General features: G+C 66.6%; 21 protein-coding genes and 1 other RNA gene. 8 read left to right on the forward strand and 14 right to left on the reverse strand.

Annotation, left to right across the window (positions count from 1 at the left end; translation table 11 throughout):
• Window positions 1-65: 65 nt before the first annotated feature.
• Complete coding sequence (gene sppA / locus ASF90_RS06830) at window positions 66-1967, forward strand: signal peptide peptidase SppA (RefSeq protein WP_055847617.1); 1902 nt, start codon at window positions 66-68, stop codon at window positions 1965-1967.
• A 148-nt stretch (window positions 1968-2115) separates the two neighbouring features.
• On the opposite strand, the gene ASF90_RS06835 is transcribed toward sppA, so the two are convergent.
• Window positions 2116-2331, reverse strand: a complete 216-nt coding sequence (locus ASF90_RS06835) for a hypothetical protein (protein ID WP_046964303.1) — start codon at window positions 2329-2331, stop codon at window positions 2116-2118.
• A 107-nt stretch (window positions 2332-2438) separates the two neighbouring features.
• On the opposite strand from ASF90_RS06835, the gene ASF90_RS06840 reads away from it, so the two are divergent.
• On the forward strand, window positions 2439-3215 hold the full coding sequence (locus tag ASF90_RS06840) for an SDR family oxidoreductase (RefSeq protein WP_055847620.1): 777 nt from the start codon (window positions 2439-2441) through the stop codon (window positions 3213-3215).
• 770 nt (window positions 3216-3985) lie between these two features.
• On the opposite strand, the gene ASF90_RS06845 is transcribed toward ASF90_RS06840, so the two are convergent.
• The 9 genes from ASF90_RS06845 to ASF90_RS06885 all read right to left on the reverse strand — a co-directional run bounded on the left by ASF90_RS06845 (window position 3986) and on the right by ASF90_RS06885 (window position 14050).
• Window positions 3986-4639: a hypothetical protein gene (locus ASF90_RS06845; RefSeq protein ID WP_055847622.1), complete on the reverse strand. Its 654-nt coding sequence runs from the start codon at window positions 4637-4639 to the stop codon at window positions 3986-3988.
• Window positions 4636-5409 (reverse strand): hypothetical protein, encoded by a 774-nt coding sequence (locus ASF90_RS06850; RefSeq protein WP_055847625.1) that lies wholly within the window; start codon window positions 5407-5409, stop codon window positions 4636-4638. Before ASF90_RS06850 ends, ASF90_RS06845 begins: the two co-directional genes overlap by 4 nt.
• A 376-nt stretch (window positions 5410-5785) precedes the next feature.
• Window positions 5786-6349, reverse strand: a complete 564-nt coding sequence (locus tag ASF90_RS06855; RefSeq protein ID WP_055847628.1) for a Sua5/YciO/YrdC/YwlC family protein — start codon at window positions 6347-6349, stop codon at window positions 5786-5788.
• Window positions 6350-6357: 8 nt separating this feature from the next.
• Window positions 6358-8871 (reverse strand): DNA topoisomerase I, encoded by a 2514-nt coding sequence (locus tag ASF90_RS06860; protein ID WP_055847631.1) that lies wholly within the window; start codon window positions 8869-8871, stop codon window positions 6358-6360.
• Between the two features lie 182 nt (window positions 8872-9053).
• A complete protein-coding gene (locus ASF90_RS06865) occupies window positions 9054-10385 on the reverse strand; it encodes an RDD family protein (protein ID WP_055847634.1) in 1332 nt (443 codons plus the stop codon).
• A 40-nt stretch (window positions 10386-10425) separates the two neighbouring features.
• Complete coding sequence (locus ASF90_RS06870) at window positions 10426-11148, reverse strand: pilin (protein WP_055847638.1); 723 nt, start codon at window positions 11146-11148, stop codon at window positions 10426-10428.
• A gap of 40 nt (window positions 11149-11188) precedes the next feature.
• Window positions 11189-11662 carry a DUF494 family protein gene (locus tag ASF90_RS06875; protein ID WP_003484452.1) on the reverse strand — a complete coding sequence of 158 codons (474 nt, stop codon included), beginning with the start codon at window positions 11660-11662 and terminating at the stop codon, window positions 11189-11191.
• A gap of 43 nt (window positions 11663-11705) precedes the next feature.
• Window positions 11706-12842: a DNA-processing protein DprA gene (gene dprA, locus ASF90_RS06880; RefSeq protein ID WP_055847641.1), complete on the reverse strand. Its 1137-nt coding sequence runs from the start codon at window positions 12840-12842 to the stop codon at window positions 11706-11708.
• Between the two features lie 71 nt (window positions 12843-12913).
• Window positions 12914-14050, reverse strand: coding sequence for a LysM peptidoglycan-binding domain-containing protein (locus tag ASF90_RS06885; protein ID WP_055847644.1), 1137 nt, complete (start codon window positions 14048-14050; stop codon window positions 12914-12916).
• A gap of 131 nt (window positions 14051-14181) precedes the next feature.
• On the opposite strand from ASF90_RS06885, the gene def reads away from it, so the two are divergent.
• The 5 genes from def to ASF90_RS06910 all read left to right on the forward strand — a co-directional run bounded on the left by def (window position 14182) and on the right by ASF90_RS06910 (window position 20442).
• Complete coding sequence (gene def, locus ASF90_RS06890) at window positions 14182-14694, forward strand: peptide deformylase (RefSeq protein ID WP_055847648.1); 513 nt, start codon at window positions 14182-14184, stop codon at window positions 14692-14694.
• Window positions 14695-15007: 313 nt separating this feature from the next.
• Window positions 15008-15931: a methionyl-tRNA formyltransferase gene (gene fmt, locus ASF90_RS06895; RefSeq protein WP_055847651.1), complete on the forward strand. Its 924-nt coding sequence runs from the start codon at window positions 15008-15010 to the stop codon at window positions 15929-15931.
• The gene (gene rsmB / locus ASF90_RS06900; RefSeq protein WP_055847654.1) at window positions 15931-17241 is read left to right on the forward strand and encodes a 16S rRNA (cytosine(967)-C(5))-methyltransferase RsmB; all 1311 of its coding nucleotides are present in this window, start codon (window positions 15931-15933) and stop codon (window positions 17239-17241) included. Before fmt ends, rsmB begins: the two co-directional genes overlap by 1 nt.
• Before the next feature lie 49 nt (window positions 17242-17290).
• Complete coding sequence (locus tag ASF90_RS06905; RefSeq protein ID WP_055847657.1) at window positions 17291-19012, forward strand: glycosyltransferase family 39 protein; 1722 nt, start codon at window positions 17291-17293, stop codon at window positions 19010-19012.
• Between the two features lie 152 nt (window positions 19013-19164).
• Complete coding sequence (locus tag ASF90_RS06910; RefSeq protein WP_055847659.1) at window positions 19165-20442, forward strand: O-antigen ligase; 1278 nt, start codon at window positions 19165-19167, stop codon at window positions 20440-20442.
• A 199-nt stretch (window positions 20443-20641) separates the two neighbouring features.
• Here ASF90_RS06910 and ASF90_RS06915 read toward each other — a convergent pair whose 3' ends face one another.
• A complete protein-coding gene (locus ASF90_RS06915; RefSeq protein ID WP_055847662.1) occupies window positions 20642-21466 on the reverse strand; it encodes a glycosyltransferase family 2 protein in 825 nt (274 codons plus the stop codon).
• On the opposite strand from ASF90_RS06915, the gene ASF90_RS06920 reads away from it, so the two are divergent.
• Window positions 21467-22525 (forward strand): CDP-glycerol glycerophosphotransferase family protein, encoded by a 1059-nt coding sequence (locus ASF90_RS06920; RefSeq protein WP_115560233.1) that lies wholly within the window; start codon window positions 21467-21469, stop codon window positions 22523-22525.
• Window positions 22526-22607: 82 nt separating this feature from the next.
• Here the strand turns inward: ASF90_RS06920 and ASF90_RS06925 are convergent, their stop codons facing one another.
• The 3 genes from ASF90_RS06925 to ASF90_RS21690 form a co-directional block, all read right to left on the reverse strand.
• The gene (locus ASF90_RS06925; protein WP_055847668.1) at window positions 22608-24116 is read right to left on the reverse strand and encodes a PH domain-containing protein; all 1509 of its coding nucleotides are present in this window, start codon (window positions 24114-24116) and stop codon (window positions 22608-22610) included.
• Window positions 24113-24589 (reverse strand): PH domain-containing protein, encoded by a 477-nt coding sequence (locus ASF90_RS06930; protein ID WP_055850214.1) that lies wholly within the window; start codon window positions 24587-24589, stop codon window positions 24113-24115. Before ASF90_RS06930 ends, ASF90_RS06925 begins: the two co-directional genes overlap by 4 nt.
• A 225-nt stretch (window positions 24590-24814) precedes the next feature.
• A non-coding RNA gene (locus ASF90_RS21690) (sX9 sRNA) lies at window positions 24815-24887 on the reverse strand.
• Window positions 24888-24972 lie beyond the last annotated feature (85 nt).

Raw genomic sequence — 24972 nt, forward strand, 5'->3', positions numbered from 1 at the left:
GCGGTGCGCAGCCGGTATGCTGGGCAGCATTACGTACATGCAGCGTCTTTTCGACGGAGTTTTCCATGAACCACCCTGTGCGTCGCAGTCCCATCGCCAGTTTCTTCGTCGGCCTGTGGGACGTGATGAATTTCACCCGGCGCCTGATCTTCAATCTGGTGTTCTTCGGTTTCCTGTTCCTGTTGCTGCTGGTGCTCGTGGTAGCGATGGCGCGTGGCGACGGCACCAAGCCGCTGGCCGAGCGCACCACCCTGGTCATCAACCCCGAAGGCACGCTGGTCGAGCAGTTCAGCGCCGACCCGGTGAGCCGTTCGCTGGCCAAGGCCGTGGGCGACAAGAGCGCCGAAGAGGTGCAGTTGCGCGACCTGGTGCGGGTGATCGAAGCGGCCGGCAAGGACCGCAAGATCGAACGGGTGTTGTTGAATCTGGACAAGCTGCAGCCGTCCGGCTTCGCTTCGCAGCGCGAAGTGGCCGCCGCATTGCAGAAGCTGCGTGCTTCCGGCAAGCAGATCGTGGCCTTCAGCGAGAGCATGAGTCAGGGCCAGTACCTGCTCGCCGCGCAGGCCAACGAGGTCTATCTGGATCCGATGGGCAGCGTGCTGCTGGAAGGCCTTGGGCGCTATCGCCAGTACTTCCGCGAAGGCTTGCAGGACAAGCTCGGCGTGGACGTGCACCTGTTCCGTGTGGGCGAATACAAGTCCGCTGCAGAGCCATACATCCTCGACGCGGCCTCGGCCGATGCCAAGGAAGCGGATCTGTTCTGGATGAACGACGTGTGGCAGCGTTACCTGGCCGACGTCGGCACCGCGCGCAAGCTCACGCCGGCGCAGCTGACCGCCGGCATCGACACGCTGCCTGAAGGCGTGGTGGCGGCAGGTGGCGATCTGGCCAAGTTCGCGCTGCAGCAAAAACTGGTCGACGGGCTCAAGACCCGCGAGGACGTCGATGCGCTGCTGACCAAGCGTGGCGTGGCCGATAGCGATGCCGACAGCGGCTTCCGCAATATCGGCTTCAACGATTATCTGAGTCAGTTGCAGGCACAGCGCTCGCCGATGGACAGCCGTCCGCAGGTGGCCGTTGTCGTGGCGGCCGGCGAGATCAGCGGCGGCGAGCAGCCGGCCGGCCGCATTGGTGGCGAATCCACCGCCGCGTTGTTGCGCCAGGCGCGCGACGACGAAAAGGTCAAGGCGGTGGTGCTGCGCGTGGATTCACCGGGCGGTGAAGTGTTCGCCTCCGAGCAGATCCGTCGCGAAGTGGTCGCGCTCAAGCAGGCCGGCAAGCCGGTGGTGGTGTCGATGGGCGATCTGGCCGCTTCGGGCGGGTACTGGATCAGCATGAACGCCGATCGCATCTATGCCGACCCGTCGACCATCAGCGGCTCGATCGGCATCTTCGGCATGGTGCCGAATCTGACCCGCGCGCTGGACAAGATCGGCGTGCACACCGACGGCGTGGGCACCACGCGGTTTGCCGGTGCGTTCGACATCACCCGTCCACTGGACCCTGCCGCCGGGCAGGTCATCCAGGCGGTGATCAACAAGGGCTATGCCGATTTCACCGGCAAGGTCGCACAGGCGCGTCACCAGTCGGTGGAAGCCATCGACAAGGTCGCCCGCGGGCGCGTGTGGAGCGGTGCGCAGGCCAAGCAGCATGGCTTGGTGGATGCGTTCGGCGGCATGCAGGACGCGGTGGCCGATGCGGCCAATCGCGCCAAATTGAGCAAGGGCAAGTTCCGCGTGCACTACGTGGAAAAGCCGGCCACGCCGTTCTCGCAGTTCATGAGCGGATTTGCCGGCAGCCGCATGGGTGCGTGGATGCTGAGCGACTCGGGCATGGCGCGCGCCATGTTGGCGCGTTCGCTGCCGGAAGTGGACACGCAGCTGCGTTTCGTCGAAAGCGCCGTGCACGACAGCAAGGCCGGTGGCACGCCGGTCAAGGCGCTGGCGTATTGCTTCTGCGGGTTCTGAAGCGGCAAACCACGCCACTGACTGTAGCGATGACGCCGGCCTTGTGCCGGCGTCGTTGTTTTTGTGTCGCCTGATGCCTGATGCTCAGCTCATGCGAGCGGCCTGACAGCGGCGTTACGGTGTTGATCGCGCCTATCGCGCCTCGCGCTTACTGCGTGGCGGCGTCGATGGCCTTGCGCTGATCTTCCGCAGCCTGGTCGGTAGCGGCCTGCACCGCGTGCGCCTTGTTCAATGGCTGCTGGATGTGGTCGCGCAAGGCGGTGGCCTGCGGGTCGGGCTTTTGGTCGGTGGGCGCCGGTTGCGGGCGCTGACAGGCAGCCAGCGGCAACGTTAAAACGGCGGCAAGCATCCAGTGAAGTTTCATCGTCGTGACCTCGCGAGCGGTGGCGGTATCCTAACGCCGGTGCCGCAGCTGCGCGTCAACTGCGCTGCAGCGACCGTTTTTCCGCGTTTTGAAAGAGGATCACCCACGTGACAACGCAGCGTTGGCGGCTGGATGGACAGACCGCGCTCATCACCGGCGCCAGTGCCGGTATTGGATTGGCCATCGCACGCGAACTGCTCGGCTTCGGGGCGGATCTGCTGATGGTGGCGCGCGATGCCGATGCGTTGGCGCAGGCACGCGACGAACTGGCCGAAGAATTTCCCGAGCGCGAGCTGCATGGGCTGGCGGCCGATGTGTCCGACGATGAGGAGCGTCGCGCGATCCTGGACTGGGTGGAAGACCACGCCGACGGCCTGCATCTGCTGATCAACAATGCCGGCGGCAACATCACCCGCGCCGCGATCGATTACACCGAAGACGAGTGGCGCGGCATCTTCGAAACCAACGTGTTTTCCGCATTCGAATTGTCGCGGTATGCGCATCCGCTGCTGACCCGGCATGCCGCCTCGGCCATCGTCAATGTGGGCAGCGTCTCGGGCATCACCCATGTGCGCAGCGGCGCGCCGTACGGCATGACCAAGGCCGCGCTGCAGCAGATGACGCGCAATCTGGCGGTGGAATGGGCAGAGGACGGCATCCGCGTTAACGCGGTCGCGCCGTGGTACATCCGCACGCGGCGCACCTCCGGCCCGTTGTCGGATCCGGATTACTACGAACAGGTGATCGACCGCACCCCGATGCGCCGCATTGGCGAACCCGAAGAAGTCGCCGCAGCCGTAGGCTTTTTGTGCCTGCCTGCCGCCAGCTACATCACCGGCGAATGCATCGCGGTGGATGGCGGGTTTCTGCGCTACGGGTTCTAGCCTCACCGGCACACGATGCGGCCACTGTCAGGCGGCTGCGGCCGATCTGGCAACGGCTTGTAAACGAAAAGACGCTTAACCAGAGAAGGGCGCGTAATCCGCAACGCGCGCAACCAGAGGATTTCTGCGTCGGCACGGGATGCACTGGCACGGGAGACATCCCTTCCCCCGCATCGCGGGGGAAGGTGCCCGAAGGGCGGATGGGGGCATCGGTCATGTGCAGCCATGACGCACTCGCCATCGATCTGCTTCCGCACCCAACCGGTGCCGGCCGCCCGGGCTCGCGTAACGCCTGTCAGCTCCTTGCGCGCTGTGATGATGGCAGACGTTGGCCTGATGTTGCCGCGAGTGAGGGGAGTCTTTGCTACGTAAGCAAAAGGAACCCCGCGTCGGCAGGAGATGCATCCCTTCCCCCACATCGCGGGGGAAGGTGCCCGAAGGGCGGATGGGGGCATCGGTGATGCGCAGGCATGACGCACTCGCCATCGATCGCCTTCCGCACCAACCGGTGCCGGCCGCAAGCCCGGGCTCGCGTGACGCCTGTCAGCTCCTTGCGCGCTGTGAGGATGGCAGACGTTGGCCGGATGTTGCCGCGAGTGAGGGGAGTCTTTGCTACGTAAGTAGAAGGAACCCCGCGTCGGCAGGAGATGCATCGCTTCCCCCACATCGCGGGGGGAAGGTGCCCGAAGGGCGGATGGGGGCATCGGTCATGTGCAGGCATGACGCACTCGCCATCGATCGCCTTCCGGCACGCAGCCCTGCAGAGTCAGTCAGGGCGCAGCGGATGGATTGGCGCAGCGGCTTTCGTCCAGCACCCGGCGCATCTGGTCGTAGCGCTGCTTGCGCTCTGCCGATTGCGCCTCGTCGGAGAAACGCCAGGTCGCCTCAGCCTGCTCGGCGCGTTTGCGCCAGGCCTCGCACAGACTCTGATCCGGCACCGGTGCGCAGCGGTCGGTGACCACTTCGCAGGCGCTGCCGCCACCGGTTGCCGGCCCGCCGGCCAAATTGGTGGTCTGCATCGGCAGGCAGCGTGTGGCCGGTTCTCGGTCTTCGGTGAAGTAGCGGCCATTGTCGTGTGCGGTGCATTCGAACAACGGCGGCGGAGGCAGCGTGGAGGTGGGCGTCAGCGGCGGTGGCGTCGATGCAGCTGCCGGCGCAGCAGGCACGGCAGCGGGACTAGCGGGCGGCTGCCGTGCAGCTGGCGCAGTACGTACTGGTGCGGGTGCAGGCGTGCCGCCCGGTGCAAACGGCACCGCCGCCGGTGCGGTCATCATTTTCTTTTGTTGCTGCATGCCCTTCGGGCACGGCATGTTCTGCACGGTGAGCGCCCCGGAGGGATCGGTGCAGCGGTAGATGGCCACGTCCTGGGCGTTGGCGCCCGGTACCCAACCCAGCAACAGCATCAGCCACAAGGCGCGGCTCATGCGCCGCCGCAGTCGCGTTGCTGACGCGCTTCGATGCCACGTTGTTCGCGGCTGAGGTCCTGGCGTTCGCTCTGCAGCGCGCTGTTGTAGCGACGGATCAACTCCCAGCGGCGGTCTGCCAGCCGCGCGCAGACCTCTTGTTCGGGCAGGGCATGGCACTCGTCGCGGATCTGCACATTGCCGTAAGGCACGATCACCGTGCCGCCGTAGCCGCCGCCGTGGTAACTGTCCTGATAGCCGCCCTGGTAGCTACCGCCGCCAAAGCTGGCACTGCCGCGGATGCTGCCCCGCCCGGCGCCGCCCTGCACCGCAATCGCCGGGCGCGGGTTGACCGAGATCGGTGGACGCTGGATGCCGCCGCCGCTGATCGGCGGGCCAACCGCATTGCCCACATAGGCCGGCCCCCAGGTCGGCACCCAGCGCGGATTGCCTTCCGGGCTGTCGCTGGTATAGCGCTCGCCGTCTTCGGTGGTGCACTCGTACATCGGCTGCGGCGGTTGCACGGTAACGATGCGCACTTCGCGCGGCGGCGCAGCCGGAACCGGGGCAGGTGCCTCCACGCGTTGCGGTCGCGGCGGTGGGTCCTGCGGGCGCTGCATGTCCAGCACCTGCTGGCGACCGCTGCTGCACGGCGCATCCTGCAGAGCCACGGTCCCGGTGCTGCTGACGCAGCGGTAGACCCGCACGTTCGGGTCCGGCTTGGCGGCCGTGCTCGCTGCCAAGGCAGGCAGCGCGCAGGCCAGCAACAAAAAGGTTGGAAGAGTGCGCATGCGCCGAGTGTGCGCGCTTGGCGGCCGCGCAGCAAAGTGTGCGGACGGGCGCTGCTCAGGCCCACGTGCGGGAAAGCGGGCGGGCCAATGGATTCTGCGTCTGGGGCGTGGCGATGTGGCCGGTCGGCGGCCTGTTGCGTGACGTTGTCAGTGAGCGCTGGCGCTAGACCTGGGACACGGCGATCTGTGTACGCGGGTTTGAAAGCGCCCTCGCCATGACATCACGTCGGTGCACGCCAGCAGCAGCTTGTTGTGATTGAAGCGGTGACCTTCGGTCGGCGCGTAGGCGCCGTGCACGATCTTCATGGTGCCGGTCGTCTCTCACCCGCCAGACGCCTGCTGCTGCGGTGCCAGAGGCCGCCCACATACCCCAAGCTCAGTCGCGCAGGCTCTGACCGGTGCGGGCATCGCGGATCGGGGTGGGCTGCGCCAGCTCGCCGACATCGCCCGCCACCACGCCATCGATGGTCGCCAGCAGCGCGGGGTCCAGGGCCTCGCGGCTGCGTGCTGGTGGCTCGCCGGCCAGGTTGGCGCTTGTGGATACCAGTGGTGCGCCCCAGGCCGCGCACAGCGCCGCCACGACCGGATGCGCGCTGATGCGTACGGCCAGCCCATCGTGCGTGCCGGTGACCCAGCGCAGCGCACGGGTGGTGACTGGCAGGATCCAGGTATGTGGGCCGGGCCAGCTGGCCAACACTTCATCCCTGCGGGCCGGCTCCAGCGCGTCGAGATCGACCCAGTCGCGCAGCACCTCGATGCCGGATGCCACCACGATCACGCCCTTGTCGACCGGGCGCCGCTTGATCTCCAGCAGGCGTAGCACGGCGGCCTCCTGGGCCGGGTCGCAGCCCAGCCCCCAGACCGCTTCGGTCGGGTAGGCGATCACGCCACCCTTCTGCAGGGTGGCGACGGCGCTTTCCAGGCCTAGCGTGTGATCCATGCGGGGTCTCAGCCTGCCGCCTTGCTCACGGTTTTCTTGACCACGCGCTTGGCGGCTTTTTTGGCCGCAGTCTTCTTGGCCGGCGCCTTCTTCGCAGCGGTCTTGGTGGCCGCTTTCTTCACCGCAGTCTTTTTGGCTGCGGCGTCTTTCGCGGCGGCGTCCTTGGCCACCTTGGCCGAATCCTTCACTGCATTCTTCTTGAGCGTTGCCTTCTTGGCGCCGAAGCCCTTGCGCACCGGCTTGCCGGTGTCGGCCAGCAACTGCTGCACTTCCTCGAAGGTCAGCGACGCCGGCTCGCGGTCCTTCGGGATCTTGCCATTGAGCTTGCCATCGCTGATGTACGGACCGAAGCGGCCGTTGAGCACCTGGATGTCGCTGCCGTCGAATTCCTTGATCACCCGGTTGCGCGCGATCTCTTCCTTCTCTTCGATCAGGAATACCGCACGCTCCAGATCGATGGTGTACGGGTCGTCTTCTTTCTTCAGCGACGCATACACGGTGCCACGGCGTGCAAACGGCCCGAACCGGCCGATGCCGACGCTGACGTCCTGCTCCTTGTCCTGGCCCAACGCGCGCGGCATCTTGAACAGTTCCAGCGCGTCCTCGATCGAGATCGAATAGATGCTCTGGCCCGGACGCAGCGAGGCGAACGTGGGCTTTTCTTCGTCTTCCACGGTGCCGATCTGCACCATCGGGCCGAAACGACCGATGCGCGCGCTGACTTCCTTGCCGCTGACCGGGTCGGCGCCAAGCACGCGCACGCTGCCGGCGTCGGTCTTGTCCAGCGAATCCTTCTTGTCCTCGACCAGTTCCTTGAACGGGCCCCAGAACTTCTCCATCAACGGAATCCACTCGGCTTCGCCGCGCGACACCGCATCCAGATCGTCTTCCAGATTGGCGGTGAAGTCGTAGTCCACGTAGCGGGTGAAATGCCCGGACAGGAACTTGGACACCGCGCGGCCGACGTCGGTCGGGCGGAAGCTACGGCCTTCCATTTCCACGTATTTGCGGAACTGCAGGGTCTGGATGATCGAGGCGTAGGTGGACGGACGGCCGATCCCGTATTCCTCCAGCGCCTTGACCAGCGCCGCTTCGGTGAAGCGCGGCGGCGGCTGGGTGAAATGCTGATCGGCGACGATGCGGTCCAGCGGGATGTTGTCGCCGGCTTTCATCAGCGGCAGCTTGCGGCCTTCGTCCTCGTCCTCGCTGCTCTTGGTGTCCTTGCCTTCTTCATAGACCGCCAAGAAGCCCGACACCACCACGGTGGTGCCGCTGGCACGGAACACGTGGTCGCTACCGGCCGACAGATCGACGCTGACGGTATTGAGCGTGGCCGGAATCATCTGGCAGGCCACTGCGCGGCGCCAGATCAATTCGTACAGGCGGCGCTCGTCGTCGGACAGGAAACGCGCCACCTGCGCAGGCGTGCGCAACGCGGAGGTCGGGCGCACTGCTTCGTGGGCTTCCTGCGCGTTCTTGGATTTGGTGGTGTAGGCGTTGGGCTGATCCGGCAACGACGCGGTGCCGAAATCGCGCGCGATCACGTCGCGAATTTCCGCCAGCGCGTCCTGCGACAGATTCACCGAGTCGGTACGCATATAGCTGATCAGACCGACCGAGCCTTCGTCGCCGAGCGCCACACCTTCGTACAACTTCTGCGCCACCTGCATGGTCTTGCGGGTGGTGAAGCCGAGCTTGCGCGACGCCTCCTGCTGCAGTGTGGAGGTGGTGAACGGCGGAGCAGGGCGGCGCTTGCGCTCCTTGCTGGCCACATCGGTGACATGCAGCACGCCTTGCGCGGCCTGCTGGATGCGCAGACGCGCAGCCTCAGCGGTGTCGCCGTCGGTCACGGTGAATTGTTCGAACTTCTGCCCGTCCAGCTTGATCAGGCGGGCGTTGAACGGCTGCGACGGATGCCGGCAATGCGCATCGATGGACCAGTATTCGCGCGCGATGAAGGCTTCGATCTCTTCTTCGCGCTCGACGATCATGCGTAGCGCCGGCGACTGCACGCGGCCGGCCGACAACCCGCGCTGCACCTTGCGCCACAGCACCGGCGACAGGTTGAAGCCGACCAGATAGTCCAGTGCGCGGCGGGCCTGCTGGGCGTCCACCAGATCGACGGCGATCGCACGCGGCTTGAGCATGGCTTCCTTGATCGCGCGCGGCGTGATCTCGGTGAACACCACCCGCTGCATGGTCTTGTTCTCAAGCAGGCCGCGCTCTTTCAGGATCTCGGCGATATGCCAGCTGATCGCCTCACCCTCGCGGTCCGGGTCGGTTGCCAGATAGATGTCGTCGGCGCTCTTGGCGGCACGGGCGATGGCTTCTACATGCTTCTCGTTTTTCTCGATCAGGTCGTAACGCATCGCAAAGCCGTTATCCGGATCGACCGCACCCTCCTTGGGGACGAGGTCGCGCACGTGCCCATACGAGGCCAGGACGGTGAAGTCCTTGCCGAGGTATTTATTGATCGTCTTGGCCTTGGCGGGCGATTCGACGATGAGCAGGTGCTTGGGCATGGTGGCAAATTCTTGGGGCAGAGCCCGGGGGGCAGGTAGCGTGGCCTAATTGGCCGGTTGAGGGAAGCAGATCGGCCGTTTCCCACACGTTAACGCCCGGGGAGTACTCCCGGGCGTTCAGTTCTCTTATTAGAAAGATCACGGCGGACGCCGCCGTGTCAAGCGGCGGGCGCGGCGAACTGCTAGCTCTGGCTCATTCCGATCGTCGCCAGCATGATCACCACGACCACGATCGACAACACCAGCATCACCCCGTAAATGGCCAGCACCACGATCGACACCGTGTCCAGGCCGCGCGATTGCAGCTCCGGGCGGTCGGTGAAGGCCCAGCGGTCCACAACCAGCGTGTCGCAGATCTTGTCGTGCGGAGTCTGCTTGCGCTGCGACATGCCGGCCATGAAGGCCGCCACGACCGCGCCGATCCCCAGGGTGAGCACGCTGATCAGCATGTAGGCCAGATAGCGCAACACATTGCGCCAGAACCCGACCCGCGCTCCGTTGCTGTCGGCGCGCACGACCTTGATGCCGCAGGCGAGCTTGCCCAGGCTGGCCTGAAGCCGGCTGGATTGCATCCAGGCGAAATACAGCGTGGGGATGGCCAGGCCGATGCCGTAGGACATCACCACAATGGCGATGCCCAGCGCACTGCCGTCGTCCATCGACGACGCGGAATCGCCCATGCTGGTGCCGAGCGCCACGACGAACACCAGCGGAATCACGATCAGATAGACCGCGAAGGTGGTGATCAGGCTATCCAGGATGCTGGCCGCCACACGCCGCCATAGGCCCGCGTAGACCACTGGCGCGTCATGGGTGACGACTGCAGCAGCGGGCAATGCCGCTACCGGGGTGTCCCAGGCACTTGGCAACGGCCTGGCGGCCGGGGCTGTGGGCGGTGGGGTGGTAGCAGCGGTCGCCGCTGGGGTTGGCGCATGCACGGCGGGATCCACAGCGGCAGGCGTGCCGGGCCACGACTCGTTGCCCTCGGACGCGACCGGCGCAGAGGCGGTCAATTGACTGGCTGGCGCGTGCTCAGCCGTGTGCGGCGGATGGTCTGCGGCGTCCACAGGCGCGCCCGTCCAGGACACGGCTTCCGGCGTCGCGTCGGAGTGAGTCGGAGATGGTCCGGGTCCGGGCAGCGCATCCGCATTAGCATCAGCCGCGGCAGGCTCTGCTTGTCTCGACCAGGCCTGCGACGGGAGGTCCGTCGCCGGGGCTGCGGCAACCGGTGCCGCATCCCGGGGCGCGGTGTCAGCAGGCAGTGCGACGGCCGGCGCAGCCTCGCCCTGTTCGGGCATCGGCGCATCGGCTGCAATGGGCGGGGATGCTGGCGCCAGCGTGTCCAGGCCCAGTTCGGACGCAACCTCGCTCAGGGTCACCCACTGCGGCAGACCTTCGCGCCAGACCAGACTGGTGTGATCGATGATGCCCTGCGACAGGCGCGCGGCAAGCGTGTCCGTGTCGACCGGCCCCTGGCGTTGCCGCTGTGCGTCGGCGTAGTACCACTGCGTCATGATGTCCCCTTGGATGATGCGTTGTGCGTGCAGCGACCGGTCAGCCGCGGCAGTCCTGCGGAAGTTGGTTGTCGTCGATCTCGGAACTGCACTGCCAGGTGCCGGCATCCGCATCGAAATCCAGCCACAGCGCCTTGCCGTCGATCTTGGGCGAGCCGGGAGCATGCAGCATGGCCTCGACACCGCAGGCGCTGGTGTCGAAACGGCCGATCTGCACGCTGGTCAGGGTGCCGTTGGCGTAGTGCTCGGGCGTCTGGAAGCCGGTATCCCCATTCTCCGGGCAGCGGCCTTCGCGCGCGAGAAAGTCGGCGATCTGCGGCTTCAGTGGCGCCAATGCAGCAACTGCCGCGGTGACCTTGGCGCGGGTCTGATAGTCCTTGTAGGCCGGCAATGCGATCGCCGCGAGGATGCCGATCATGGCAACGACCACAAACAAGCCTGCCACCGCGCCCAACACCAACAGCAGTGGCCATGCTGGCCCCTTGGCAGGTTGGCGCAGGTGCGGTGACGCAGGGTTGACCGGCGGGGCGCCCGCTGCTGCCATTGGCAATGGCGGCGGGACCGTAGCGGCATGCAGATCGGTGGAGATCGGCGGGCCGAGCGCGTCGGCACAGGCGGCCAGCGGCATCCACTGCTCCAGGCCTTCGCGCCAGACCAGCGTGTCCAGGGCAATCTGACGATCGCGATACAGGCCCAGCAGAACCTCGTCGGCCACCGGGCCACGCCGCTGGCGGTTGCCTTCGGCGTAATACCAACTGCTCATCCCCGTCCCCTCGCACGCACGTCCGTGGCGGCTTCAGCCTTCAGTGTACGGGTTCAGGCTCGTCCAGGAACATCTGGGTTTCCATCCAGGCATAGGCCGCTTCCGCGCCCGGCTGGTTGAACAACACCATCAGCACCACCCATTTGAGGTCGTCCAGATCCAGCTCGTCCTGGTCCAACGCCATGGCGCGGTCCAGCACCAACTCGCGCTGGTCGGCATCGAGAATGCGGTGTTGTTCGAGGAACAGCAGAAATCCACGGCAATCGACATCGAGCTTGTCCAGCTCCGGGCCGTGATAGATGCGCACGGGGCCATCGACATGCGGACGCGCCACACTTGGGCGCTGCTCGGAGAGCGCGTCCAGCCAGTCGAACGCCTTGCTGATTTCTGCGGGACTGAAGCCGGCCTGGATCAGGCCATTCTGAAGCGAGTCACGGTCACGGACCAGGTCCGCGTCTTCGCTGAAATAATGTTCAAACAGGTACAGCAGTACATCGAGAATGCTCTCTTTCATTGCCCCTCGGCCTGCGTCGCGCGACGCTGTGGAGGTGAAGAAACTAGGGATTGCGGGTATAGCGACCGTGCTCGGTGACCACGTCTCCCTCCAGTTCCATGATGAGCAGCATGGAGGACAGCGCGGCGGCCGTCAATCCGGTGCGTTCGACCAGGGAATCCATAGGGGTAGGGTCGTGGCCTAGTGCCTGCCACAAGCGCTGGTAGTCGGGGTCCGGGCGCGTGGAAGTGGTGGTGCGCGTCGTCCTGGGCACCTGAGTGGGGGCGGCCAGGCGCTCGCGCAAGGCGGTGGCCAACTCGCCCGACAGCAGCTGTAGTCCCTCGATGACCTGGGCCGGTTCCTGCGCCAGCGTTGCACCCTGGCGGATCAAGTGGTGGCAGCCGCGCGCGAGCGGGTTGTGCAGCGAGCCGGGCAGGGCGAACACCTCGCGCCCGGCCTCGGCCGCCAGGCGCGCGGTGATCAGCGCGCCCGAGCGCATCGCCGCTTCGACCACCAAGGTGCCCAGCGCCAGCCCGGCAATGATCCGGTTGCGCGCCGGAAAATGCGCGGCCACCGGCCCGGTGCCGGGCAGGTATTCGCTGACCACTGCGCCGCGTGCGGCAATGCGATCGCGCAATGCCTGGTGATGCGCGGGGTAAGCCACGTCGGCACCGGTGCCGACCACCGCCACTGTGATGCCGTCAGGCTGGGCGAGCGCGGCGTCGTGTGCGATTGCATCCACGCCGGCGGCCATCCCGCTGACGATGCCCAGGCCTGCAGATGCCAGGCTCGATGCGAAGGCGCGGGTGTGGTCGCGTCCGCCAGCGGTGGCGGAGCGGCTGCCGACCACGGCCACGCCGGGATGCCAGAGTGCGTTGGGGTCGCCGTCCACGAACAGCGCCAGCGGCGGGTTGGCGATGTGGCGCAGCAGTGCCGGGTAGTCCGGGTCTTGCCAGCCGATCAGGTGGTGGCCGGGCTGTTCGCACCAGCGCAGCGCCGCATCCAGCGCTTGCGGGTCGGGCGTCTGCAGCCGTTCCGATTGCAGGTCGTCGCAGCCGGCCGCACGCCAGGCGCCGGGCCCGGCAGTCAGAACGTCGGACAGGCTGGCGAAAGAGCTCAGCAGCGCGCGACGCGGTGGGCTGCGGCCGCCAGCCAACAGCAACATCAACATTGCGCGCAGATCGGGAGAGGTGGGAGCCATGCGCACAGCCTGGGCCGAAAACGACGACGGCGCCCTCAGGCGCCGTCGCGTTACCGCATCGGACTTTCAGATTACTGCGCGTCAGGATGCTTGACGAAGTAGCCCAGGCCGGTTGGCTTGACGCTTTCCATCACCAGCGCATAGCTGACCTTGTCGAAGGTGCGGAACACCATCGCGTGCGAGGCATATTCATCGGGCAGGCCGACGGTGGAGCCAGACGGGCCGCTGAAATCGTCATCGGTACGCGAGAAGCGCGAATGCTTCACGCGGTCGCTGACGGTGCGTCCCTTGCGCCAGATCGAGAACACCGTGCCGTTGTTGATGCCTTCGCGCGCGCCGCCGGAAATGGCGATCACGTCGCGGGTACCGCCAACGATGAAGGCGTCGGAAATGGCCAGCACGCGCAGCTCGGTCTGCAGCGCCTGGTCGGACGGCGGATGCGGGATGAACTGCAGATCATACGGCTGCGCTTCCACTGCCACGATGCGATCGCCGGCGCGCACTTCGCGGCCGCTGTCCTGCAGCAGCAAGGTCGCCGCCTTGGAATTGCCGCCCGCCGCGCTGCGGGTGATGGTGCCGACGTTGACCTGCGCCATCTCATAGCCGAGGAACTCACGGCGCGTGCTCGGCGCGATGAAGTTCTTCCAGATGTTGCCGGAGCCGGCGGTGATATTGCCCGCCATATCCAGGTCTTCGTTGGGCTTGGGCAGGCTGAACTTCACGGTTGGACGCACCACCGCAAAGCGCTGGCCCGGCTGCGCGTCTTCCAGACCGACCACATAAGCGACCTGCCCGGTGGTGGCGCGCGAGCGTCCGCCTTCCAGGCCGACCACGTAGGGCAGCTCGTCGAAGTCTTCGACCACGCGAAGATTCTTCAGGAACGGCTCGACATCAGCCAGCGGAATCGCGTTGATCGGCGCTTCCTGGCGCGGGCCGGGCTGGATCGTGCCTTTCCCTACACGGTCCAGGTAGGCCAGGCTGATCACGTCACCCGGGTAGATCAGGTGCGGATTCTGGATCTGTGGATTGGCTTGCCAAATTTCTGGCCACAGCCATGGTTTTTGCAAAAAACGCCCAGCAATGTCCCAAAGGGTATCCCCCTTGCGGACCACATAGGTGTCTGGATGCTCGCCCACCGCTTGCGCGGCAGCGTAGGTCGCGACGGTCAGCATCGCCGCAGCGACGACCGTACGAAGTCGGTTCAACATGAGTGCCTTCTTGCCTGATTCCCCAACAGGTCCGCGCACTATAGTCCAGAAACCGGGGCGCCACGCAAGCATTGCGCTAGAATGCCCCCGTCTTGCCGGCGCCGCGCCGGTGTTTCTGGACGGGTAACCCCATGGCTTTGCTCCCTATTCTCGAATTTCCCGATCCGCGGCTGCGCACCAAAGCCGTGCCGGTCGATGCGACCGAAGTCACCAGCCAGGCGTTCCAGACGCTGCTGGATGACATGTTCCAGACCATGTACGAGGCGCCCGGCATCGGCCTGGCTGCCAGTCAGGTGGATGTGCACAAGCGCTTCCTGGTGATCGACGTCAGCGAGGAAAAGAACACCCCGCAGGTGTTCGTCAACCCGGAAATCATCACCAGGCAGGGCGAGCAGGTGTATCAGGAAGGCTGCCTGTCGGTGCCAAGCATTTTTGCCGATGTCAGCCGCGCCGATGCGATCACCCTGCGTTATCTCGACCGCCATGGGCAGCCTCACGAGCTGAGCACCGATGGGCTGCTGGCGGTATGCATCCAGCACGAGATGGACCACCTGGACGGCAAGTTGTTCGTGGATTACCTGTCGCCGCTCAAGCGCGAAATGGTGCGCAAGAAGCTGGCCAAAATGCGCAAGCATGTGGCTTGAGGGCGGGAATTTGGGGTTCGGGAGTGGGGATTGGCAAATGCGGTCCCCGTGCACGTGTTGATGCCGGTGTGCAGGTCGTTTGTTCAACAAACCTGATTGACGGCGTCATGCATGGGGCGCGAGGTCGTGTGTCTCTGCACAGACCTGGTTTGAAGTCCGGCCTGTCTATCCCGGCGACTGAAAGCACCAGCCAACCGCTGTTGCCAATTCCCAATCCCACTTCCCCAATCCCCACTCATCGGCCCGCCGATTCCATTCGGCTGCGTCACCCGCGGTTGCTAATCCCCAATTCCGACTCCCGAATCCCAGCCCTATGAGAATTGTCTTCGCCGGTACGCCGGACTTCGCTGTCGCCTCGTTACGCGTTGCCGCGCAACGACATGAAGTGGTGGCGGTCTACACGCAGCCGGATCGGCCGGCCGGTCGCGGTCGCGGGCTGACGCCGTCGCCGGTGAAGCTGGAGGCGATCGCGCGCGGCATTCCGGTGTACCAGCCGCAGACGCTGCGCTCGCCCGAGGCGCTGGCCACGCTGCGCGGACTCAATGCCGATCTGATGGTGGTGGTGGCCTACGGGCTGATCCTGCCCAAGGTGGTGCTGGCTGCGCCGACCCACGGTTGCTGGAATGTGCATGCCTCGCTGCTGCCGCGCTGGCGTGGCGCCGCGCCGATCCAGCGTGCGATCGAGGCCGGCGATACCGAAACCGGTGTTTGCCTGATGCAGATGGAAGCCGGTCTGGATACCGGCCCGGTGCTGTTGTCGCAACGCATCGAGATCGGCGAGCAGGAAACCGGCGGCCAGCTGCACGACCGCCTGGCCGCGCTGGGCGCGCAGGTGCTGTCCGATGGCCTGGGCTTGCTGCGTGCCGGCATTCGCCCGGTGGCGCAAGCGCAGCCGGCCGAGGGCGTCACCTACGCGCACAAGCTGGACAAGGCGCAGGCGCGGCTGGACTGGGCGCAGCCGGCGCAGGAACTGGCGCGGCGCGTGCGTGCGTTCAATCCGTGGCCGGTGGCCGAGGCCACGCTGGCCGGCGAGCGGGTGCGTCTGCATGGCGCGGTGGCGCTCGAGTTGGCCCATCAACAGCCGCCGGGCACCTTGTTGGCCGCCAGCAAGCAGGGCATCGACATCGCCTGCGGGCAGGGCGCGCTGCGGGTGCGCGTGTTGCAGCGTGAGGGCGGCAAGGCGATCACCGCCGCCGATTACCTCAACGCGCGCCGCGACCTGCCGGCGCTGCGCTGATGGCCGCCGACACCGCGGCGGCCGGCGTCGCCTCACGGCTGGCAGCCGCGAAGGTGCTCACGGCCGTGTTCGACCAGGGCCGTTCGTTGAAGGCCGAACTGACCGCTGCGCTGCCTGGGATTGCCGATCCGCGCGATCGTGCGCTGGTGGAGGCGATCTGTTTTGCGGTGCTGCGGCGCCGCCCGGCCTACGACGTCGCCTTGCGGCAGTGGCTGGAACGCCCGCTGCCGCCGCGCGATGCCGAACTCAAGGCATTGTTGATGGCCGGCTTCGCTCAGCTCGACGTGCTGCAACTGCCCGCGCACGCGGCGCTGTCGGCCACCGTGGAGGCGTGTCGCGCGCTGGGCCGGCCGCGCCAGGCCGGCATGGTCAACGCGATCCTGCGGCGTGCGCAGCGCGAAGGATTTCCGGCGGTCTCGGACGATGCCGGTTGGCCGTCGTGGTTGCGCAAGCAGCTGCGTGCCGATTGGGGCGAGCAGGCCGAAGCGATCTTCGTCGCAAGCGCGCAGATGGCGCCGATGTGGCTGCGCGTGCATCGCGGGCGCACCGACCCAGCCGCCTACGTGGCGCGGCTGGCAGAGGTGGGCATCGCCGCACAGATCGACACGGTGCTGCCTGATGCGCTGCGGTTGCACAGTGCAGTGCCGGTGAGCCAGTTGCCGGGCTTTGCCGAAGGCGAGGTCTCGGTGCAGGACGGCTCCGCGCAGCAAGTGGCCGACGCGCTGACGCTGACGCCGGCAGCGCGGGTACTCGATGCCTGCGCTGCGCCCGGTGGCAAGGCGGCGCATCTGCTGGAGCGTTACCCGCAGTTGCAGCTCACCGCGCTGGATGTGGATGCGCGCCGGCTGGAACGTGTGCAACAGACGTTGCAGCGCACCGTGCCGAACGCGCAGGTCGCGCTGCATGCGGCCGATGCGGCCGACCCGGCGGCATGGTGGGACGGTCAGCCCTTCGATGCGGTACTGCTGGATGCGCCGTGTTCGGCCACCGGCGTGGTGCGTCGTCAGCCGGATGTGCTGTTGCACCGCCGCGCCGACGACATCGATGCGCTGTGCGCCCTGCAGGCGCGTTTGCTGGATGCGACGTGGCGCACGTTGCGTCCGGGCGGCCAGCTGCTCTACACCACCTGCTCGCTGCTGGCGCGCGAGAACCAGGGGCAGGTCGAGGCCTTCCTGCAACGCACGCCCGATGCGCAGGCGCAGCCCTTGGTTGCGCAGTTCGGCCATGCGGCGGGCCCGGGACGTCAGCGGTTTCCCGGCGAGCAGTACTGCGACGGTTTCTTCTACGCGCTTTTGCTAAAAGCGTCCTGATCGCGCGCCGATGCCGGCGCTCCCTTTTCGCGTCCCATTGCCGCCTGCCATGCTCAAGACCCGTGCTTCAAAGGATTTCTGGTTGCTGGCCATCACCGCGGTACTGGTGATCGGTGCCGGGCTGGGGTTGCGTGACCCCTGGCCGTCGGACGAGCCGCGTTTTGCGCTGGTCGCCAAGCAGATGGTGCTGAGCGGGGACTGGTTGTTCCCGCATCGCGGCAACGAGCTGTATTCGGACAAGCCGCCGATGCTGATGTGGCTGCAGGCGCTGTTCTACACGCTGCTGGGCAATTGGCGGGTGGCGTTCCTGCTGCCGTCGCTGCTCGCGGCGCTGGGCACGCTGGCCTGTGTGTACGACCTGGGACGGCGGCTATGGACCCGGCGGGTGGGGGTGTATGCCGCGTGGCTGCTGCTGTTCACCCTGCACTTCACCTTCCAGGCCAAGAAGGCGCAGATCGACCCGCTTGTGGTGTTCTGGATCACCCTGGCCAATTACGGGCTGCTGCGGCATCTGTTGCTGGGCCCGGCCTGGCGCTGGTGGACGCTGGGCTGGTTTGCCGCCGGGCTGGGTGTGATCACCAAGGGCGTGGGCATCATCGCGCTGCTGATGCTGATCCCGGCCGGCATTGCCGCCGCACGCGGTTGGCCGGGTGTGCGCGTGCATGTGCGCGACCGCCGCTTCTGGCTCGGGCCGCTGTTCTTCTTCGTGGCGATCGCGCTGTGGTTCGTGCCGATGATGGTCACCGCGCTGACCGCCGGCCAGCCCGAATACCGCGTGTATCTCAACGACATCCTGCTGCGCCAGACCGCCAAGCGCTACGCCAGTTCGTGGGATCACGCGCAGCCGATCTGGTACCACCTGCAGAGCATGGCCACGATGTGGATGCCGACCGTCCTGCTGTTGCCATGGGCGATTCCGGCGTGGCGGCGGCGGTTGCGCCGGCGCGATGCGCGCTATCTGCTGCCGTTGGCGTGGTGGTTGCTGGTGCTGGTGTTCTTCACCATCCCCAGCGGCAAGCGCGATGTCTACATCCTGCCGGCGTTGCCGATGTTCTGTCTGGCGCTGGCGCCGCTGGCCGCGGGTTTGCTGCGCCGGGTCGGGGTGCAGCGGGTGCTGTTCGGTTTTGCGCTGCTGCTGACTGTGGTCTTCGCCGCAGGCGGGGCGGCGATGCTGATCGGGCACCCCGGATTCGAGCAGAAGATCATGGACAGCCGCGGGGTCGGCAGCGAAGCCACCGACCCGCTGGGCTGGCTTCTGCTGGCGGTGGGCACCTGGGGCGTGGCGAGCCTGCTGCTGTTGCGCGTGCGCCGCTCCGCGCTGGCGGTGGTGTCGCTGCTGGGCGCGTGGTGGGTGGCGTTCGGGCTGGTCTGCTACCCGATCTTCAACGATTCCAGTTCGGCCGGTGCGGTGATGCGCGAGGTCGGGCGCCGTATCGGCCCGGATGCCCAGCTCGGCCTGGTGGCGTGGAAGGAGCAGAACCTGCTGATGGCCGACCGCCCGGCGCAGACCTTCGGCTTCAAGGTGGCATGGGAAGAACAGCTGCGACGCGGCGTGGCCTGGCAGGCCGAGCAACCGGGGCAGCGTTGGCTGATGGCGCAGGAGACGGCGCTGCTGGGTTGCGTAGACCGCAGTCGCAGCCAGCTGGTCGGTGTGGCCAATCGCCGTCGTTGGTGGCTGGTGCCGGGCGATGCGGTGCGCGGCGACTGCGTGGCCAGCTCCACGGAGCGGGCGGTCGAAGAAAAAGAGCAGGGCAACCTGGACGTCGAATGAGCCCTTCACGCGCGCATTTCAGGTCCTGCCTGCATCAGGCCACTGCAGTGACTGGCGATTGTCTAGCAGTCATTCATGCGGGACATCGTTAGCTTGGTCGGCGTTGCTGACGTGCAGTGCCTGTCTCGCCCCCTTCCGCCACCGATCTTTCAATGAATTCACTGCGTACCCAGCCCACTTCGCTCCCGCAGTCCGCACCCGTGGCATCGCGCGCGGGCGTGGGCATCGCCGAGCTGGGGGTGTTCACGCTGACCGCGTTGGTGGTGAGCATGCCCAGCGGCTTGCTGCCGTTCGGCCTGTGCTTGTTGCTTGGCTCGCTGGTCGGCTGGCGCAGCCTGCGTGCCGGCATCGCGGCGCGCAGCGGTGCGTTGCGCGCGGTGGGGTGGCTGACGGTGGTCGTGATCGCAATGTCGCTGCTGTCGATCGCCTTGTTCGAGCACGGCCTGCGCGATGTCGACAACCGCTCGCGCTTTCTGGTGCTGCCCTGGGCAGCGTTATGGGCTTACGCCTTGCAACCACGCCAGGTCTGGCTGTGGCGGGGCGCATTGGCCGGCGTGTTTGCGGCCATGTTGATCGCATTGCTGCAGGTGATGAATGGCGCCGACCGTGCAGAAGGCTTTACCAATGCGATTGTGTTTGCCGACATCGCGCTGATGTTGCTGGTGGTGGTGGCGTTTTGTCGTCCGGTCGGCGCTGTGCGCTGGCTGGTCGCTGCGGGGGTCGCAGCGGTGGTGGTGATCGTGCTCAGCGGCAGCCGTGGCGTGTGGCTGGCGTTGCTGGCCACCGTGGGCGTGCTGGCCTGGGGCGCGCCGTGGCATAGCGCGCGCATGCGGCTGCTGACCTTCGTCGGCGGTGCGGTGCTGGCGGTGGGCGTGGTCGTCAGCGTGCCCGCATTGACCGACCAGATGCGCCTGGGCGAGTTGCAGAGCGATCTGCAACGCTACGAAGTGGGCGACAGCGATTCGTCTGCCGGGGCCCGCATCGAACGCCTGCATGTGGCCTGGGATACCTTGCGCGCGCATCCGCTGACCGGCGTCGGTGTAGGTCGGTTCGATGATGCGATGCGCGAGTTGCCGGTCTGTTCCAGCGGCACCTGGCTGCTGCGCTGCCATCTGGGCCATGCGCATAACGATCTGGCCGAATGGGGTGCCACCCAGGGCGTGCCCGGGCTGTTGCTGCTGATTGCGGTCTATGGCGTGCCGCTGTGGGTGTTCGTGCGCTTGCATCGACGCAGCGGGCAGGTGCAGTTCCGCGGGCCGGCGGCGGCCGGGGTGATGATCGTGATCAGCTATGCGCTGTGCGGGTTGACCCAGTCGATGTTCGCGCACCAGGTCTCGGCAAGCTTCTACTCGGCGATGGTCGGCATATTGGTGGGCCTGGCCGCACGTCAGGCACAGCCGGCAATGCCGAAGGCTGTCGGCAACGCGTAGCGAGCGGTGGTGAGTTGGAGACGCTTCGCGTGTTCGGAACCTGATCGGCTGAGTGCGGCCAACAAGCATCAAGACCTTCGCAAGCCGTCATGCGGTTGCCCGCCCATGCGAAGCGACTCATCTGTGCGACGAGTACGTGGCCACCGAGCGCATCGGTCGCGCCGCCTGGCGATGAGCGCAGCAGCCGTGCTGACCGCGCTCAGTCGCTGCGTTGATCCGCGGCGCGCGGCGGGTCCTGTACCGGCTGGTTGTGCTGTAGCAGCCACAGCATGATGGTCTTCTGGCGCACGTAGTTGGCACGCACGTAGGCGTAGATCAGCCCGTGCCAGCCATCGCGAAACCCGCCGCGCAGCAGATAGCCGCGCCAGAAGCGCCAGGCCGGTGCCAACACCAGCTTGCTCCAGGTCGCGCGCTTGCCGCGGGCGTAGTCGTGCTCGGCCATCATCTGTGCGTAGCGCTGGGTCTTGGCCAGCTGCTGCATCAGCGACCGATAGGGGTAGTGGACCAGGTCGCCGCGCAAGGTGACCACGGCACCATCGACGCTGGCCGCTTCGTGGATCTCGCGCTTGCCGCGCCAGCCGCCACGGCGTCGGTCGAACAGGCGCAGCACGCGGTCCGGATACGCATTGCCGTGGCGCAAGAAGCGGCCGAAATACTCGGAGAGCCGCGCGAACCGGTAGCCGGCCGCGTCGGCAAAGCCGGCATCGCGTGCCGTCAGGATCGATGCGCGCAAACTGTCGCTGATGCGTTCGTCCGCATCCAGGCACAGCACCCAGTCGTGGCCGGCTTGCGCGACGCAATACGCCTTCTGGCTGCGGTAGCCATCGAAGGCGCGTTGCAGCACGCGCGCGCCATGCGCGCTGGCAATGGCAGCAGTGGCGTCGGTGGAACCGGAGTCCACCACCACGATCTCATCGCAGAACGCCAGCGAGGTCAGGCAGTCGCGTAGGCGATCGGCCTCGTTGAACGCGATAATGCAGGCGCTAATGCGAGGCCGTTCGTCGGGTGCGGTCGAAGAGGACATGTGATGGCCGATTACCTGCTGTTCGCAACGGAGCGTTACGCGTTGCCTATTCTGGCGCCATTGGCGCAGGCATTACAGGCCCGCGGCGACACGGTTGCCGCCTGGTACGAAGGCGGTGCGCGCGGACTGGTGCTGCCGGGCGTACGCGAAGTGGGGTTGCGCGAGGCGCTGGCCCTGCGTCCGCGTGCGGTGTTCAGTGCGGCCAACTGGGTGCCGCCGTTTATCTCCGGCGCCAAGGTGCAGCTCTTCCATGGCTTCAACGTGCAAAAGCGCGAGGACAATCGCGGCCATTTTCGCGTGCGCGGCTTGTTCGATCTGTATTGCACGCAAGGCCCGGCCACCACTGCGCCGTTTCGTGCGCTGGCGGCGCGCGAGGGCCATTTTGCGGTGGTGGAGACCGGCTGGCCCAAGCTCGATCCGGTGTTTCGCGATGACGGCGGACACAGCGCCACGCTGCGTGCGCCCGCTAACGGGCGGCCGGTGATCCTGTTCGGTTCCACCTTTACCGAGCGCCTGAGCGCGGCACCTGTGCTGTATGAGGAAATCGCCGCCGATATCGCGCGCGGTGCGCAATACTGGCTGCTCACCTTGCATCCCAAATGCGCGCCGGAATTGTTCGACCGATATCGCGCGCTGGCTGGTGCCAATGCGCGGTTTGTCGAGCCCGAAGAGGTCGTGGCGGCGCAGCGTGCGGCCGATGTGCTGGTCTCCGATACCTCGTCGATCGTTTCCGAGTTCGTGGTGCAGCACAAACCGGTGGTGACCTTCCGCAACCGCGTGCCGCAGCCGCATATGCTGGACTTTCAGCAGCCGGCGCAGTTGCCGCAGCAGCTGGCACGTGCGCTGGCGCCGGATGCCGAACTACGCAGCGCGCTGGCCAGTTATGCCGATGCGATCCATCCGTATCGCGATGGCAGATCGTCCGAACGGGTGATTGCCGCCACCGAGGATTTCATCGCCGGCAAGCTCGGCACGCTGCGACGCAAGCCGCTGGGCGCTGTGTGGCGAGGGCTGCAGATTCGGCGCGAACTCGGCTATTGGGGTCCGGCGCAGCGCTGATCGTCGGTCGTGGGCGATCTCCCTGCCGATCAGCGAGGCTGGTCCAACCAGCGATCAGCAATCGCCAATCAGCAATCAGCAATCACCAGCGCAGCTTGCGCCGTGCCAGCGCGGCGCCAAGTTGCGTTTGCAGCGCCTGCGCCTGCGCCAATGGCACAAAGCGCAAGCGCAGCGCCGGGCCGGTGGGACTGGCGCCGGCGGTGTCCAGCCACAGCGTGGCGGTGCCGGTCAGGCGATCCAGCGGCGAGCGTTGTAATTGCAGCGCCTGCAGCTTGTCCAGTTCGGCCAGCCGCCACCAGCGCTTCCACCAGCCGCCGCGCACCGCCACATAGCGCGCGTCCACCGCATAGCCCATGCGGTGCACTTGGCGATGCGCCTTGAAGGCGCTCCACGGCAGCCACAGCAGCAGCCACGCAGCCTGACTGCCGAACTGCCACGCTAGCCCGGCCACCAGCGGCAGCAACATCAGCAGCGTCGGCAGGCTCAGCCGCCACCAGCAGTGCGTGGCGATCGCCTGCCACTGCGCCGGCGGCCACGCAATACCCGGCAGCAGACGCTGCAGCAAGGCATCGCACCGCTGCGGCTCGGCGATCGGTGCCAGCTCTTTCAGCGCGCTATCGTGGTTGTCGCCGGTGTTGGTCACGGCGGTATCCACGCGCAACTGGCGGCGGCCAAACAGGCGATGCAGCCGGCTTTCGTACACCGTCCATGACTGGATCCGCCGCAGTGCCACGCTGCTGCGGATCCGCGTCAGCAGGCCGCGCTCCACGGTGAGGCGCCGCTCCGATTCGCTGAGATGAAAGCCGTGGTATTGCGCCACGGCCAGGGCCACCGACAGCGCGCGCATGGCCAGCAGCACCGCCACGGCGGCAATCGCCACCAGGATCGTGGTCACCGCCGCGCCCGGATGGATCTGGCTGACGTAGCGGTATGCGAGCTCGCCATTGGTCTCGATAAAGCTGGACGCCACGCGGCGCGGAATCATCTGATAGATCACGCCGAAACTGGCCGCGACCACCACCATGCCGCGGTTGGAAATCAGGCCCAGCCGGATCACTTCGCCCATCGGCAGGCGCAACAAGGTGGTGCGGTCGTCGGTCTGCACGGCAGCTGCAGCTGCATCGGCGTTGTGGGCGCGGCGCCGTATCAGATCTTCCAGCGCCAGCGCCTGATCCAGTCGCAGCACGCGCATTTCCGCTTCGGGTTTGTGCCCGCCAGCCGATTCCAGCCGCACTTCCGCCACGCCGGCCAACCGATGCAGCAGCGATTGATGAACCACCACGTTGTGGATGCGGGCGAATGGAATGTCGCGCCGGCTGCGCTCCAGCAGGCCGCTGCGGATCGCCACGCTGTCTTGCCCGATGCGATAGCGATAGGTGAAGTAACGCAGCACCGAAATCGCCACCAGCACGGCGATCACCACGGCGGTGGCGATGTGGTCGGCAAAATCGCGGCTGCCGTCGCGGCTGCCGAACACGACCAAGGCGACCAACGGAATCAGGAACTGGCGAATCTGCTGCAGCAGCACGAACACCCATGACAGCGGATGCAGGCGCTGCTCGTCGTGGCCGGGGTGTTCGATGGCATTCACAGCGCGTCGTCGTGGTGATCGAGCTGGCGGGCGAGGCGATCGCGCAGATGTTCGGCGTCGGCTTGATCCAGACCGGACAGCGCCACCGCATTGAGCCGGCTGCCGGCGGTGTGCACCACCAGCGTGGTCAGGCGCGTGGCGCGTTCGATCGGGCCGCGGCGCAGATCCACGTGCTGAACGCGCGAGATCGGCACGCGGGTGTCGCTCTGCCACAGATGCCCGCGTTGCAGCGCCAGGCCATGCTGGTCGAGTTTCCACAGCGTGAGCCGGTGCCGCTTGACTGCCAGCCATGCGCACAGCATCGCCAGCACCAGCGTTACGCCCAGCACCGCCGGCCAGTAGTGCCAGGCATGCAGCGCAGTGACGATGACACCGGCCGCGATCAGGCCGGCACAGCCACCGCCAAGTGCGCCGTTGACCGCGGCCACGTAGGCGCCACGGCGTGGCAACTGCTGCCAGTGCGCGTGGTCCACCGGCGGTGTGTCGGCAGGCGCGGCGCTGACCAGGATGTCGGGGTGCGGCGGTGGAGCGTCGTGCACGAGGCGTGCCTGCAGAAGCGGTGCGCAAGCATAGCCGGGTGCCCGGTCAGGGCGCATCCGCTCTGGCCTTGGGTTGCGAGGAACTGGGTTGGATGGCTGACAGAGGACGTCGTGGTGCAGCCGGCAACCACGCACGGGAGTCGAGATTGCTCTTTGAGCGGCTAACGAAACCTAGCGAGCAGTCGTCAGGTGGGTGTGGACGGCATGCTCAGAACCGGAGTGAGTGGTGCATGCAGCACCGATCACCGGCCGCGCCCGCCTGGTGGTTGCGCAGTCGTTTTGTTAGCCGGTCTTCGTCACGCGCGTGTTTGCGCTGG

This window comes from Xanthomonas sp. Leaf148 (assembly GCF_001423585.1).
Lineage (GTDB): Bacteria > Pseudomonadota > Gammaproteobacteria > Xanthomonadales > Xanthomonadaceae > Xanthomonas.

Coding starts and splice junctions, on each gene's coding strand:
- ASF90_RS06885 (WP_055847644.1), bottom strand. CDS start 14,050: ATGTTGAACCGACTTCGTACGGTCGTCGCTGCGGCGATGCTGACCGTC.
- ASF90_RS06855 (WP_055847628.1), bottom strand. CDS start 6,349: ATGGATCACACGCTAGGCCTGGAAAGCGCCGTCGCCACCCTGCAGAAG.
- rsmB (WP_055847654.1), top strand. CDS start 15,931: ATGGCCGCCGACACCGCGGCGGCCGGCGTCGCCTCACGGCTGGCAGCC.
- ASF90_RS06865 (WP_055847634.1), bottom strand. CDS start 10,385: ATGACGCAGTGGTACTACGCCGACGCACAGCGGCAACGCCAGGGGCCG.
- ASF90_RS06845 (WP_055847622.1), bottom strand. CDS start 4,639: ATGAGCCGCGCCTTGTGGCTGATGCTGTTGCTGGGTTGGGTACCGGGC.
- ASF90_RS06860 (WP_055847631.1), bottom strand. CDS start 8,871: ATGCCCAAGCACCTGCTCATCGTCGAATCGCCCGCCAAGGCCAAGACG.
- ASF90_RS06910 (WP_055847659.1), top strand. CDS start 19,165: ATGAATTCACTGCGTACCCAGCCCACTTCGCTCCCGCAGTCCGCACCC.
- ASF90_RS06915 (WP_055847662.1), bottom strand. CDS start 21,466: ATGTCCTCTTCGACCGCACCCGACGAACGGCCTCGCATTAGCGCCTGC.
- dprA (WP_055847641.1), bottom strand. CDS start 12,842: ATGGCTCCCACCTCTCCCGATCTGCGCGCAATGTTGATGTTGCTGTTG.
- fmt (WP_055847651.1), top strand. CDS start 15,008: ATGAGAATTGTCTTCGCCGGTACGCCGGACTTCGCTGTCGCCTCGTTA.
- ASF90_RS06875 (WP_003484452.1), bottom strand. CDS start 11,662: ATGAAAGAGAGCATTCTCGATGTACTGCTGTACCTGTTTGAACATTAT.
- ASF90_RS06905 (WP_055847657.1), top strand. CDS start 17,291: ATGCTCAAGACCCGTGCTTCAAAGGATTTCTGGTTGCTGGCCATCACC.
- ASF90_RS06870 (WP_055847638.1), bottom strand. CDS start 11,148: ATGAGCAGTTGGTATTACGCCGAAGGCAACCGCCAGCGGCGTGGCCCG.
- def (WP_055847648.1), top strand. CDS start 14,182: ATGGCTTTGCTCCCTATTCTCGAATTTCCCGATCCGCGGCTGCGCACC.
- ASF90_RS06835 (WP_046964303.1), bottom strand. CDS start 2,331: ATGAAACTTCACTGGATGCTTGCCGCCGTTTTAACGTTGCCGCTGGCT.
- sppA (WP_055847617.1), top strand. CDS start 66: ATGAACCACCCTGTGCGTCGCAGTCCCATCGCCAGTTTCTTCGTCGGC.
- ASF90_RS06850 (WP_055847625.1), bottom strand. CDS start 5,409: ATGCGCACTCTTCCAACCTTTTTGTTGCTGGCCTGCGCGCTGCCTGCC.